The organism is Dysosmobacter segnis, from assembly GCF_014297285.1.
Classification (GTDB): domain Bacteria; phylum Bacillota; class Clostridia; order Oscillospirales; family Oscillospiraceae; genus Oscillibacter; species Oscillibacter segnis.
In genome coordinates, this window is sequence record NZ_JACOQI010000008.1 from 108,248 (window position 1) to 121,378 (window position 13,131).

Consider the following 13,131-nt stretch of genomic DNA (forward strand, 5'->3'; position numbering starts at 1 on the left):
CATGGATGAGTCACTGCTTCAACGCTATATTTCCCAACAGAGCGCTGTGTGGAAGGCTCTGCTGGATAAGCGGGAAAGTCTGACTGCTCCCTTTGCCGTGCTGGAGCCGAAGCCTGATCGGGTAATCCTGATCGGCTCCGGTTCCTCCCACTATGCCGCACTGATGGCACGGCCAGTTCTGGAGCAGGCGTTCGGCGTAGAAGTCAGCTGCTTCGTTCCCTCGCAGGAAGAACAGCTGATCCGCTGCCGTGCTGCGCACCCGTTGTATATTGCCGTTTCCCAAAGCGGCATCAGCACCAATACATATACACTGATCCGATCCCTGCGGGCACAGGGTTATCCTGTTGTCGCGCTGACAGAACATCTGGATTCTCCTGTCGGAAAGGCGGCGTCGCTGGCCATTCCACTGCTCATCGGTGAGGAGCGTATCGGCGCCAAAACCAAGGGGGTCACCGCCACGGTGTTGACGCTGATGCTGCTGGGGCTTTCCGTTTGCCGCGATGAATCTTACCGGACGAGATTATATGCCGCGATGGATGCGCTGATTATCCAATCGGCGGAAAATCTTCGCCGCGCACAGATATGGAGCCGCGCACATTTGGAGGAAGTAATTCCCTTCCGCCACCTGTACGTCATCGCCGGAAACGATGGTCTGGGGGCTGCTCAGGAAGCCGCTCTAAAGCTGCTTGAAACAAACTACCTGCCGGTTTCCTGCTATCCTTTAGACGAATATACCCACGGGGTTCAGAACGCCTTAGATGGTGATGCCTGTCTCATTTGCCTGCTGCCGCCGGAAACGCATACCGAGCGGACGCGGATGCTGACGCTTACCGCCTTTGCCCGTTCTGTGGGGGCGCAGTGCTTTCTCATTGCTCCTGGCGGTGTGGAAAATGATCTCACCGCTTTGAATCTGCTGGATACCGAATGCCGTGAGCTCCGCTGTCTCACCTATCTGCCCGCTGTGCAAACTCTGGCCGCCGTTCTATCTGCTGCCCGTGGAATCGATACCTCCCGCCGCCGTTATCCGGATTTTTTTGCCCTGATGGGCAGTAAAATGGAGTAACGGCTATGGAAAAACGCCCATTGAATCTGCCGTTTCTCGGTTTGCAGGCACTGCTGATCTTAATTGACTGCATTGCCGTTGCATATGTGTCGCCCATTCTGGTGTCTTTCGGCTATTCCCCTATGCGTATCGGACGGGTGATGACTTTGGCGGCGCTGGCGGCCACCCTTGCCCGACCGGTATGGGGTTATCTCAACGACCATTTTGCGTGTGCCCGGCAGGTTACGTTGCTGGCCACCGCCGCAGGGATCAGCTGCTACTGTCTGCTGGTTTTTGGGGGTGACGCCCGCCCAGCAGTAACGGCAGTTGCCGTTATGGGGCTGAATGTGACCATTGTGTGCATGATGAACTTTGTGGACGCTTGGGCGCTGCGGCTTATCAGCGAGGGGTATGTGCTCAATTACGGTGCCACCCGCGCCGGTGGGTCGCTGTCCTTTGCGCTGGGGGCTATGGTCTTTGGCTGGGCAGCCGCCCGGTGGGGCTTTCGTCCGGGAAGTGTGATTTTATGGGTACTGTTCATACTGCTGGCAATCGTGATCCTGCACCTGCCCAATCCGGCGCCCGCGTCAGCTTCCTCCGTCGGCTTTTTTACAGCACTTCATCATGATGCCGCCGCCTTAGCCGGAAACCGGGCGTATCGGCTGATGCTCCTGGCCTCTTTCCTGTGTATGCTGGCCTCATGCGCTATCGACAGTTTTCATTCTGTGCTCATTCTCGCTTTAGGCGGGACGGAACGGCATGTAGGCGCGGCGCTTTTTGTGCAGGCGATCTGCGAACTGCCTGTGATGATTGGATACACCCGCCTGCGTGACCGGCTGTGTGCAAGCCCTGCGGTTCTGATGTCTGCCGCCATGGTATTTTACGGTTTACGTGCGCTGACGCTGGGCTTCGCTCACAGTCTGTGGGTGCCTTTGGCCGCATCGTCGCTGCAAGCGCTTTCTTTCGCGCTGTTTACACCTGCCTGCGTGGATTTCATATTAAGAACGGTATCCCCGCAGCGCCTTTCCACCGCCCACCTGGTCTTTCAGGCTCTTGGATCCGGTCTTGCCGCCATGGTGGGGAATACGCTCAGCGGTGCCGTAGCGGATGCCGTCGGCATCCACCGCATGTTTTCTCTGATGAGCTTACTGGCATTTCTCGGCAGCGCATTTGCCTGGAAAGCTGCTCACATTCCGAAAGAAAGAAGGGTATCCGAATGATTTTCATTGGCTGTGACGGCGGTTCTACAAAAACTGAATGGCTTTTGTGCAATGAGAGGGGCCGTGTGCTGGCCCATCGGACTTTTTCCGGCTGTAACTGTGCATTCCTGGGTGAAGACGGCTTTGCGCGGCTGATGGCAGACAGTGCCGAATCGCTTTTAGCTGACGCTGGGATCAACGCTGCCGATGTTGCCTCTGCCATGTTCGCGCTCACGGGATACGGTGAGATCCCCGGCACGGAAAGCAGCTTCCCTGCTGCCCTGCGGGCGGCGCTGCCGGGATGCGGGCAGATCTTGATCGACAATGACTCTGTGGCCGGATGGGCCGGTTCTCTGGCAGCCAAGCCCGGTATCAACGTGGTGGCCGGAACCGGGTCCGTGGCCTATGGAAGAGATCCGCAGCGGCACGGTTACCGTGTGGGCGGGTGGTCCCTGTTTTTTGCAGATGAGGGTTCCTGCAGCTGGGTTGCACGGCAGTTAATCACGGAATTCGTCAAGCAGTCAGACGGCCGCCGCCCACGTTCCGCTATATATGAGGAGGTACGCAGTGCTCTGGGGATCACCAAAGATTTGTATGTTTCCGGGTATCTTCAAACGGAGGTTCGAAATAATTCCGCACTTCTGGCCCAGCTTCAGCCGGTAGCCCTGCGGGCCGCCCGCAGGGGAGACACCTCCGCGCTGGATATCTATCGCCGCGCCGCCGCAGAACTGGCTGAAACCGCCGTAGCCATTCGCTGCAAACTGGACTTCCCTGTTGAAGTTCCTGTCCGCGTCTCCTATTCCGGCGGGCTCTTCCACGCGGGAGAGATCATTTTGCAGCCTTTCCGCAAAGAGATGGAACAAAACGGCTTCACCATAGAACCGCCCCTCTATTCCCCCGTGATCGGGGCTACCGCCCTGGCAGCAGAGCGGTTTATTTCCCCCGCAGCTTTGGATGACCTGCTGGCAAATGCCGCGCAGGCGCTATGATCGAACAGAAAGGTCGAATAAACTATGAGTATTCAAGTCACGATCGGCACTGCCCCTTGTTCATGGGGGGTATGGTGGCCGGACGGCACCCCTTCCCGCACACCCTACAACGTCTTTTTGGATCAGGCTGCTCAGGCCGGATATAAAACGCTCGAATTGGGACCTGTGGGATATCTCCCCACAGATGTGGAACAACTGCGTGATGAACTTGACAGCCGGGGGCTTTCTATCTGCGGTGGCACCGCCTGCTATGAATTTCTCAAGGCGTCATCCTTTGCTGATGTACGCAAGGACGTGGATGATCTGTGCAAACGTCTGCTGGCATTCGATGTGCATTATATGATGTCTATGGACGGCACAGCCTTTGCTCCCGGCGAAAAGGATAAACTGACAGAAGCCAAAAAACGTACGTTCGGCATTTTTGCAGAGATGGGCCGTTACTGCCGGGAGACCTATGGCGTGGAAGTATTGATGCACCCGGAGCGCAGATCCCTGATTGAAACGCCGGAGGAATTGGAGGAACTGATCGATCTGGGTCTCTCCATCTGCTATGATAACGGCCACTTCGCCGCTGCCAACGGCGGTTGGCAGCGAGGCGACCGCACTGCTCTGGATTTTCTGGAAAAACACATCGACAGGATTCCCTATCTGCATTTCAAGAATGTATCCCCCGCTATTCGCCGGCTGGAACTGGAAGGCGGTCTTGCCCCGGACGATCCTCGACAGGATGAGATGATGTGCGATCTGGAGGATGGCGTCATCGACTATGAAGCCTACCGAGACCTTCTGGATCGGCTGAATTTCAACGGTGTGGGCATTATCGAGCAAGATTGTCCCCACGCCACCACGGACGAGGCCTTTGCCATGGCGAAGCGCAATCTGAAGTATCTGCAGCGCATCCGTTTGATCCCCCAGGAATGAATAAAAACGTGAGACAGCATTACTGTCTCACGTTTTTTCGATCTAAATGTGCCCATTCGTCTGGCTGCGGTACTCTTTTGGCTTGACACCGGTAACTTTTTTGAAGATTTTGGAAAAATACACCGGATCGTAGATTCCCACAGCCTCTGCAATTTCATAAGCCTTTTTATCCGTGGTCTGCAGCAGCAGCTTTGCCTGCTCTATACGGGTATTGAGAATATAAGTGCTGAAGTTTTCCCCCATCTCGCGTTTAAAGAGTTTGCTGAAATAGCTGGGACTCAGATGTACCTGCGCCGCCAGCAGATCCAGAGAAAGGTTCATGCTGTAATTCTCATCAATGTATTGCTTGACCTCATAGATGATGCTGTCGATATTATCCGGCGTTCTGCCGACACGTAGCAGCGTCTCCCGTACTACTGTCCGCAATTCAGTCTCCAGTTCAGCCGGCGTTTCGCAGTGCAGGGCTGCGTAGTCCTCCGGTAAGCTGCCATCGGAAAGGTTATGGCTCAAAAGCAGACTTGTGCAGAAGCTGTGCAGCAGCCTGCCAATCTGCTGCATCCCGGAAAAGGGAATTTTTGCCTGATGCATACAGGTAAAGAGTTCCTCGAGATTTTTGGCCGCCGCATCCCGGCTACGGTTTTCCAAAGCGCTTTCTACCAGCCGGAGTCTTTCCAGCAGATCCTTCGCCGTATTTTCGGAGAACTTCGGCAGATCCTCGCTCCGCATAACAGAGGGCTGGCTGCTGTATAGGGTGAATTGCTGGGCATCATCTGCCTCGCTTGCCGCCACGGAGAGATGCAGTGAATTCTGATGGTGACGGCTGATGCCAATCGTCAGCACGAAGTCCGTATTCCGGTCCACCTCTTCCACCGCCTGCACGCAGATAGACTGAGGGTCTTGCCCGGTCTCCATTTGCAAAACAGCATAGCAGCAGTTATCACTGCGGGAAATCAGATAAAGTTTTCTTTCCCCGGCACAGGCACATAGGATCCGCTGGGCTTCTTGCAGCATGGCACATACATCGCCAGTTTCTTCACGGGAAAGCACGTGCATACTGAGGACATAGTAATTGTCCAGCTGAATATGAAGCGCATTAAGCCGTGTCAGTGTGTACAGCAGAGAGTGACGATTATGAAAAATCATTTCTCCCAAAAGCAGCTGCTGTTCCAACAGCAGGTTTCGCTGCTCCGCCGCGGCACTGCCGTCTTTTTCCAGCAGACGGCAGGCTTTGTTCAATGCTTCCGTCAGCGCATCCTCCGTTGTGGGTTTGAGCACGAAGGCCGCCACCTGATACTGAATGGCCTGCTGGGCATATTCAAAATCCGGAAAGCCTGTCAGCAGAATGATCTGCGTCCGCGGGCAGTGTTCACGCACCCAGGCGCACAGCTGCAAGCCGTCCATTTCCGGCATGCGGATGTCCGTAATCAATATGTCAGGCGCTTGTTCCCGGATCTGACGGACTGCATCTATACCATCCCTGGCTACTGCCGATATTTGGCAGTCACAGCTGCGCCAATCAATAAGCTTCATCAGTCCCTTGGGGATGATCGGCTCATTATCCACCAGCATAACAGAATACATCATCACATCTCCTTGTCTATTGGCAATGCCAGCATGATCTGTGTTCCAGATCCCGGATGGGACCGAATGGTAAGGGAGGCCTGATCGCCGTAAAGCAGATTCAGCCGCCGCAGAATATTAGGCAAAGCAATATGATTGTGCCGTCCGGCCTCCTGCGCTTTCTCCAGATCCACTTCCGCCGGATCAAATCCTACGCCGTCATCCTCCACTCGAACGCAGACGCTGCTGTCCTCTTCCCATAACCGTACCATGACGCTGCCAAGCCCCCGCCGCGGCTCAAGACCGTGGACCACAGCATTTTCCACAAGAGGCTGAATCGTCAGCCTTGGTACGAGGCAGTGTAAAATATCCTCATCCTCATAATCGACAGAAAAGTGCAGATTCGCCGCTCCGAAACGGCTCTGCTGCAGATCCATGTAATAGCGGACATAGTCAAGTTCTTGGGCGAAGGTGATCTTCTGGCTTCCTCCGCCGGCACCCATGTTGCCCCGCAAAAGCTGAGCCAGATCCGTAACCATACGGGAAAGGTCCTTTAAACCCGCTTCCACGCAGCGCATATGGATCGTTTCCAGGACATTGAATACAAAATGAGGATTGATCTGAGCTGCCAAAAGTCTGGATTCACTTTCGCGCAGCGCAATACCCTTTTGATAAGTTTCCTCAAAAGCAGCGTCCAAATGATCGGCCATGGCATTGAAGGCCTCTTCCAACACCGCAAGCTCCCGACAGTTACTGCAGGGCATTCTTGCCGTATAATCCGATGCAGCCATGCGCCGCAGCGCCGTTTCCATATCCCGCAAAGGCCGCATTACCAGATAATACCCCAGCGAGGCAGCGGCTGTCGTCAGTAACAGGATCAGAATACAGGACACAAAAAAAATCAGATTTGTACTCCATACCTGGTTGTAAATTGCTGCTGCCGGAACAAACACATCCATTTGCATCTGGCAGCCTTGGATCTGTCTGCTGACATGGTAGTAGCGGTCTCGGCTGTGGCCTGTACCCAATCGTGAAAAGCTCTCCATATTCGAATCTGCGATCACTCTGTCCGCAGTTTCCGGTTCATCTCCCAGAGTGTAAAGCGGTTCGCCGTCTGTGTTGCTGAGAATCAGGCAGGTGCCGGGATACAGTTCCATCAACCCATCCGCATTGACCATAGAACTCACATCCAGTTCCATCACCAGCTTGCCCAAGTGCGCCATGGTGTCAATGTTTTTATAATCCAGCAGAAAATACACCATATTCTCCGGCGCACCGGGAATCTGAAACAGCGTTTTGGCCGAGGACAGTTCCAGACTCTGGTTACAGATGTTCTCCATGCGGCGTTGTTCCTGCGCATAGCCCCCCTTGGCGGAATAAAAGGTGTACTGACCGTCGTCCCGAAAAAGATAAATACTGCTCAGCACATTACGGCTCCAGGCGGATTGATAGGCTGTTACGCTGCCTACCATCTGTTCCAAGGCGCCACGTCCCATACTGCTCAGATAAAATTCTGTTCTCTGCATGTTCTTTTGCAGCATAGGGTCTCCCAGCGCGCTGAAGGCCACCTCTCGAGCCAATTCCATAGAGTTTTTCACGGAGGAATTGGTCTGATCGATGTAAAAGCCTACATTTGCCTGTGCCTGTGTTTCCATTCGCTCCGGAACTGTGCGGAAAAACACCAAGAATGTCAGAATAGACGGTGCTAAAATCGTAATCGTTACAATGGTCAGTAACCGCAGCAACAAGGATTTCTGCCGTTTCATGTTTCATTCACCTCTCCGATGTTCCCGCGTTTCTCGTTTTGTCTAAAACAATATAGCAGATATCTGCTGGTGAGGCAAGTCGCTGCAAATTGATCGAGCTTTAAGGATAAATAAAATTTCATCGTTTTTAATAATAAATTTTAGTAGTTTTCGCTGGCAGCACAGCATTTTATCCTGTCAGAACAGATTTGCCTAAGAATCAGGACAAAAGAATCTTATTACTTTTCACAGACGATATGGTACAATGTGAATTACAAAGAGGCTTGTACTGCGCGCCTCTCATATAAAAGGAGGAAAAAGTATGAAAAGAATGTTCGCCTGCCTTCTCTCCCTTGCGATGCTGCTGGCCCTTATTGGCTGCGGTGGGTCATCTTCCCAACCCTCCAACAGTGAGGACAGTGCTTCCAGCAAAGAAATCGTGATCAAATATCCCACCTTTCAGGTCGGTGCCAACACGGCAGCTCCTGTTGTTGCCAAGTTGGTAGAAGAATTCAACGCCGAATATGCCGGTAAGTACCGCATTGAGGTGGAAGATGTTCCTGGCGATGCCAACTATGCCGATAAAATCAAAGTCATGATTTCCTCCGGGGAGTTGCCTCCTGTGGTTTACGGCGGCGGCTATAAGCTGCTGGATCTGGCACTGCAGGCTGATCTGGTTGTGGATCTGACCGATGCCGTTAACGCTGACCCGGAGTGGAAGGCCATGTACAACGAGACTTGGGAATCCACAGACTGCCGTGACGGCAGAATATACGCATCTTCTTCCGAGGGACAGTTGATCGGTTATTACTATAATAAGGAACTGTTTAATCAGGCTGGTATCAAGCCCGCTGAAACCTGGGAGGAATTCTTCGACAACTGCGATCGTCTTCTGGCCGCTGGCATCACGCCGCTGGCCATGGATACCGCCGACGGCGCTTGGTGCACACAGCTTCTGCTCGGCGCCATGATCGCTGGCAGCGGCGATGAAGGTCTTGAGTTCATGAACACTTCTTATCCCACCAACTATAACATTCCCAGCGTGGTGGATGCCATTGCCAAGATTCAGAAGCTTTATCAAACCTGCACGACCTTGGATGCCAACGGCGGCGCTTATGAGAATGCAGCCAATAACTTCTTCTCCGAAAACGTGGCTATGATCTGCAATGGCCCCTGGATGATTGGCGATTTCTCTGATACCTCCAAAACCACTGAGGGCTTTTCCGATAAGGTTGGTGTTGCGACCTATCCCGGTGGATTTGTCTATGATGCCCCTATTGAGGGTATGTTCGTTACCAAGCAGTCTGATCCTGCTCTTGAAGAGGCTGGTATTGCCATGGTGAAGTTCTTCACCAGCCCCAAGGCCCAGCAGACTGCTCTGGAAACGCAGGGCATGGTTCCCGCCGGTGCCACCGTGGAAATCACCCAGACCGCACTGGACGCGTTTCCCCTGTTGGCTGACTTCCTGGAGCAGGCTTCCGTCTGCGAAAAGCGCGGCAACACTTTGACCGGCCTGATGGTCCCCGGTTTGGAGGATACTTTCAGTGCTGAACTGCCCAACTTGGCTTCCGGTGCTGATACGCCCGAGCAGTTCTGTCAGGTTCTGACGGACTTTGCCACCGCCAACCCTGTGACCTGATCTGCTACAACTTCGCGGAGCGGGCTGCCGAATGTAGTTCGGCAGCCCGCTTCCCCCCACATTCTACCGACTTACCGCCTCCAAGGAGATGGACCATGAAACAACGAAACACCGGGTGGATCGCTCTATTTTTGGCCCCCACCTGTATTATTTTCCTATTGATCTTTGCAATCCCGCTGGTCATGGTTTTCGCAACGTCCCTATTTGACTATCGTTTGCTACCACGGACCTTTGAGTTCATCGGTTTCAGTAACTTTATAAAACTTTTTACACAGGATGCCAAATTTCTGCCGGTATTGAAGAACACAGTGGTTTGGATCGCCATTCACTGCGTCCTCCATGTGGCGCTTGGCACCGTTCTGGCATTTATTCTGTACAAAAAGCCCCATGGCTGGAAATTTGTCCGCGTGACCTACATGATTCCGAATATTATCTCTCAGTCCGCTATCGCCATGATCTTTTTGAATCTGTACAATGCGCAGTACGGCGCTTTGAACTCTCTTCTCAAGGCAATCGGTCTGGAACACTTACAGCATAACTGGCTATTCGACACGGCTACCGCTTTCCCGGCTGTAACGATGACATGGTTCATCTTTGCTGGCTATACCACCACATTGGTGTTGGCCCAGTGCCTGAGCACGGACGAAAGCATTATTGAAGCCGCTAAAATCGACGGCGCCACCAGTTTTCAGATCGACCGGCTGGTAATGTTTCCCCTGGTCAAACGCATGATCGGCACTACGGTCATCATGGCTGCTACATATATGCTCCAGATGTTCTCCATGATCTATATCACCACCGGCGGCGGCCCTGGCGTTTCCACTGCCAACTTGCCGCTGTACCTGTACACCACCGTGAAAGCCAATAACTACGGTTACGCCAACTCCATCGGCGTTGTCATCATCATTGTGGGCTTTATCACCATGACGCTGATTAACCGTTTGTTCGGTATGAATAAAGAGGACTGATCATGACACATTTTAAGCTAAGCCCCAAGCAGAAGGCTGCCCGCGTTTTTTCCTATCTCTTTATGGCGCTCTGCGTCCTCGTGGCGCTATTCCCCATCGTTTGGGTGGTGCTGTCCTCCTTCAAAACCAACCGTGAAATCCTCTCTAACGGTTTGCAGCTGCCCAGCACTTTCAGTTTCTCCGGCTATAAGCAGGCTTTGGAGATGGCTCCTATTTTGAAATTCTTCGTCAATAGTCTTATTGTCTCATTCGCCAGTACGGCTTTGAATGTTTTCATTCTGGCGATGGCGGGATATGTATTCGCTAAGAAAAAATTCCGCTTCAAAAATCTCATATTCGGGATCCTGTCCCTTTCCATGGTGATCCCATCCACCGCGCTCATGAGTCCCGTGTACACGGTAATCACCAAGCTACACCTGTATGACACCAAGATGGCGCTTATTCTGGTCTATACCGCATTGAACATGCCCATTTCCCTGATGATCCTGCGTTCAGCCTTCGCCGCTATTCCCACGGAATTGGAAGAAGCAGCCTATATTGACGGAGCCGGTTTTTTCCGCACGTTCTGGCAGGTGATGATGCCCTGTGCTAAAGGTGGTCTGGCCAGCGCGGCAGTATTGGCTTTTCTTGGGAGCTGGAACGAGTTTACATTTGCCCTGCTGCTCACCAGTTCTACCAGTACGCGAACGCTGCCGCTGTCGCTGAGCTACTTCACCTCTCAGTTCAGCTTCAATTACACCGCTATGTTCGCGGCGATTACCATTGCGGTCCTACCCAGCATCATCGTATTCTCCATATTCCAGGAGCAGGTATGCTCCAGCCTGACCGCCGGCTCTGTAAAGGGTTGAGATCGTTAAACTCCAAGGTACGCCGCTCGGTCTGCTATCCGCAGAACCGGTCCCGCAAAACAGCTGATCCGTCAACTGTCTGACCATAATTATTAAAAAGGGATATGCACCGTGAACGGTGCATATCCGTAAGCGTAAAATCTAACCACGTATAAAAGGCCGCCATCTCAAGGAGCTTTTGCTCACTGAGATGGCGGTCATCTATTTTTGCGGCATATAGCATTCTTCCGGAGCGCTCGCGGGAAGCAGCTTTTCAGCCCATGCCTCATCTGTTTCGCTTAGACCCGGCGCATTTTGCAGGAGCCAGAGCAGATATTGGTACGGGTCCAAGTCGTTTTCCTTCGCCGTTTCGTAATGGGAAGAGGACATAATTCCGCCCCATAACAAAGGGCTTTATGCTGCGCTCGGCACGGTTGTTGCTCAGTTCCAGACGGCCATCTTCCAGATATCGAACGAGATATGGCCATTGTTCTTTCAGGTAGTGCAGTGCTTTGCCAAGTGCGGATTTCGGCGCTGTCCGGGGGATCAGATCATTTGCCCATGCCAATAAAGCGTCTAAAACAGGCTTAGCCTGCTCCAGCCGCTTGGTATAGCGTTCTTCCGGTTTCAATTCCGCAAATGACTGTTCCAACTGGAACAGCTTCGCAAAATAGCACAGCGCCTCTGCTGCCTTGGAGGTTTGCTGCTGTTCCTTGGGCAATGCGGTCAGTGCCTCATCAAATTTACGTCGGGCATGAGCTGCGCAGCCCACCACTCGGATGCGTTCCGGCAGCTTGTGGTATCCTTGGTATCTATCTGCATGAAGCCAGCCAGAGAACCCGTCCAGAAATTCTTCCGCGTGTTTTGCTTTTCGGTCCTCTTGGTACTCAGCTTTCCACAACAAGCTCGTGCAGGCGGGAATGCCGCAGAGTATGTCCCGCGTAGCGCATTGCATTGATAACGGCCCGATGGAGGGCTTCTGGGGCATTTTGAAGCAGGAACGCTATTATGGCAGACGGTTTACCAGCAAGCACGAGCTTGTGCAGATGATTGAGACCTATATCCATTATTACAACACCAGACGGGTGCAGCGTAAACTGGGCGTGTTGACGCCGATGGAATAGCACGAACTTGGTCTCGCCGCATAAAAAGCGGCCAGCAGCGAATGGCTGCTGGCCGGGAAAACTTTATATTTTTTCACTGTCCTCTTGACGGGATACGGTTCACGCTTTCGGGCGCTTTTTATCGTAAATGCAGCATTGCGGAGCGAAATAACATTGGCTTGACGGGCAGCGGTCTAAAGCAACTGTTCAGGGCAGCGTAGCAAATCAGGTAAGGCAGCCGTTTTAAACTCCAGCAGAATCATTTTTATGTACCGATCTCCCCGGTTTCAGGAAATAGACCGCTTTCTGCGATTGCAATGGGATGCCCCATGGCGCCGTGATGAAGACAACACTTCGCAGCAAATCCGGACGCATCGGCAGCAGCTGCTGCCGCATCTGCGCCGTTATCGTAAAAGGCCCGCAGGAAAGCTGCAATAAAGCCGTCTCCCGCGCCTAAGGCATCAACCGCATCCACCGGTGTGGCAGGCACATGCCACTTCTTTCCGTGGGAGATCCCGCAGGCGCCGCGCAGTCCCATGGTGAAGATAACTTCCGGCACTCCGCACTCTGCGGCAAAGGATGCAAACTCCATAGCCTGTTCCTCACTGCGTTCACCGGCCGAAAAAAAAGCAAAACGCAACAGCGGCGCCAGACGCGCCACATTGTCGTGGGTAAAACCGTCGCTGGAAAAGTCCATAGACAAGTCTGCGCAGTGGCTCAACGCCGGCAGCGCATCGTCCAGACCGCTGTGAATACTAGAGTGCACCACATCAAATGTAGCCGCATACATTCGATCTGCACTGGTAATAATTGGACGGTACAGGTTTTGCACAGTCTCCTGTCCGTTATTGCCCGAGAAAGCCCGGTCGCCTTGATCATCCAGTGTAATGTAGTTGCAGGCTGTACGACCTACGCCCCGGCGCAGGCGTGAAATGTCCACATTTTCCGTCTGCAATACGGTGCGGAAATGTTCGCCGGCAGCGTCTGTTGCCAGTACCCCTATGTAACCGCTTTTTTCTGCACCGGCCCGTTTGGCCAGTACAGCCACATTAGCAGCATTTCCGCCGGGATACAGTTCTCCGCGGAAAAGATAGGCATCCATCACATTGTCACCCAAGCCGAGAAGTTTCATACGCCC

General features: G+C 53.2%; 13 protein-coding genes. 8 read left to right on the plus strand and 5 right to left on the minus strand.

From position 1 onward, the window contains the following. Window position 1: 1 nt before the first annotated feature. The 4 genes from H8Z83_RS09900 to H8Z83_RS09915 are packed head-to-tail and all read left to right on the plus strand — an operon-like array spanning window position 2 to window position 4,151. Entirely contained in the window at window positions 2-1,063 is a 1,062-nt protein-coding gene (locus tag H8Z83_RS09900; protein ID WP_187014871.1) for an SIS domain-containing protein, read from the plus strand. A 5-nt stretch (window positions 1,064-1,068) separates the two neighbouring features. Further along, window positions 1,069-2,262 (plus strand): MFS transporter, encoded by a 1,194-nt coding sequence (locus tag H8Z83_RS09905; protein ID WP_187014872.1) that lies wholly within the window; start codon window positions 1,069-1,071, stop codon window positions 2,260-2,262. Beyond that, window positions 2,259-3,230: an N-acetylglucosamine kinase gene (locus H8Z83_RS09910; protein WP_187014873.1), complete on the plus strand. Its 972-nt coding sequence runs from the start codon at window positions 2,259-2,261 to the stop codon at window positions 3,228-3,230. The genes H8Z83_RS09905 and H8Z83_RS09910 overlap by 4 nt, the downstream gene beginning before the upstream one ends. 24 nt (window positions 3,231-3,254) lie before the next feature. Then, a complete protein-coding gene (locus tag H8Z83_RS09915) occupies window positions 3,255-4,151 on the plus strand; it encodes a sugar phosphate isomerase/epimerase family protein (RefSeq protein ID WP_187014874.1) in 897 nt (298 codons plus the stop codon). Window positions 4,152-4,193: 42 nt separating this feature from the next. Here the strand turns inward: H8Z83_RS09915 and H8Z83_RS09920 are convergent, their stop codons facing one another. Both H8Z83_RS09920 and H8Z83_RS09925 read right to left on the minus strand, forming a co-directional pair. Then, window positions 4,194-5,735, minus strand: a complete 1,542-nt coding sequence (locus H8Z83_RS09920) for a response regulator (RefSeq protein WP_187014875.1) — start codon at window positions 5,733-5,735, stop codon at window positions 4,194-4,196. After that, window positions 5,735-7,477, minus strand: coding sequence for a sensor histidine kinase (locus H8Z83_RS09925; RefSeq protein ID WP_187014876.1), 1,743 nt, complete (start codon window positions 7,475-7,477; stop codon window positions 5,735-5,737). The genes H8Z83_RS09920 and H8Z83_RS09925 overlap by 1 nt, the downstream gene beginning before the upstream one ends. A gap of 301 nt (window positions 7,478-7,778) precedes the next feature. Here H8Z83_RS09925 and H8Z83_RS09930 point away from each other — a divergent pair, with 301 nt between their 5' ends. The 3 genes from H8Z83_RS09930 (at window position 7,779) to H8Z83_RS09940 (ending at window position 10,911) form a co-directional block, all read left to right on the plus strand. Next, window positions 7,779-9,095: an ABC transporter substrate-binding protein gene (locus H8Z83_RS09930; protein WP_187014877.1), complete on the plus strand. Its 1,317-nt coding sequence runs from the start codon at window positions 7,779-7,781 to the stop codon at window positions 9,093-9,095. A 95-nt stretch (window positions 9,096-9,190) separates the two neighbouring features. After that, a complete protein-coding gene (locus H8Z83_RS09935) occupies window positions 9,191-10,063 on the plus strand; it encodes a carbohydrate ABC transporter permease (protein ID WP_187014878.1) in 873 nt (290 codons plus the stop codon). A gap of 2 nt (window positions 10,064-10,065) precedes the next feature. After that, window positions 10,066-10,911: a carbohydrate ABC transporter permease gene (locus H8Z83_RS09940; protein WP_187014879.1), complete on the plus strand. Its 846-nt coding sequence runs from the start codon at window positions 10,066-10,068 to the stop codon at window positions 10,909-10,911. Window positions 10,912-11,112: 201 nt separating this feature from the next. On the opposite strand, the gene H8Z83_RS19595 is transcribed toward H8Z83_RS09940, so the two are convergent. Continuing rightward, window positions 11,113-11,223, minus strand: coding sequence for a hypothetical protein (locus H8Z83_RS19595; protein ID WP_243184903.1), 111 nt, complete (start codon window positions 11,221-11,223; stop codon window positions 11,113-11,115). After that, window positions 11,177-11,878 carry an IS66 family transposase gene (locus H8Z83_RS09945; RefSeq protein WP_366464076.1) on the minus strand — a complete coding sequence of 234 codons (702 nt, stop codon included), beginning with the start codon at window positions 11,876-11,878 and terminating at the stop codon, window positions 11,177-11,179. The genes H8Z83_RS19595 and H8Z83_RS09945 overlap by 47 nt, the downstream gene beginning before the upstream one ends. On the opposite strand from H8Z83_RS09945, the gene H8Z83_RS09950 reads away from it, so the two are divergent. Next, window positions 11,811-12,014: an IS3 family transposase gene (locus H8Z83_RS09950; RefSeq protein WP_418737576.1), complete on the plus strand. Its 204-nt coding sequence runs from the start codon at window positions 11,811-11,813 to the stop codon at window positions 12,012-12,014. The two genes, H8Z83_RS09945 and H8Z83_RS09950, sit on opposite strands and share 68 nt — an antisense overlap. 244 nt (window positions 12,015-12,258) lie before the next feature. On the opposite strand, the gene H8Z83_RS09955 is transcribed toward H8Z83_RS09950, so the two are convergent. Beyond that, window positions 12,259-13,125 carry a PfkB family carbohydrate kinase gene (locus H8Z83_RS09955; protein WP_187014881.1) on the minus strand — a complete coding sequence of 289 codons (867 nt, stop codon included), beginning with the start codon at window positions 13,123-13,125 and terminating at the stop codon, window positions 12,259-12,261. Between the last annotated feature and the right edge of the window lie 6 nt (window positions 13,126-13,131).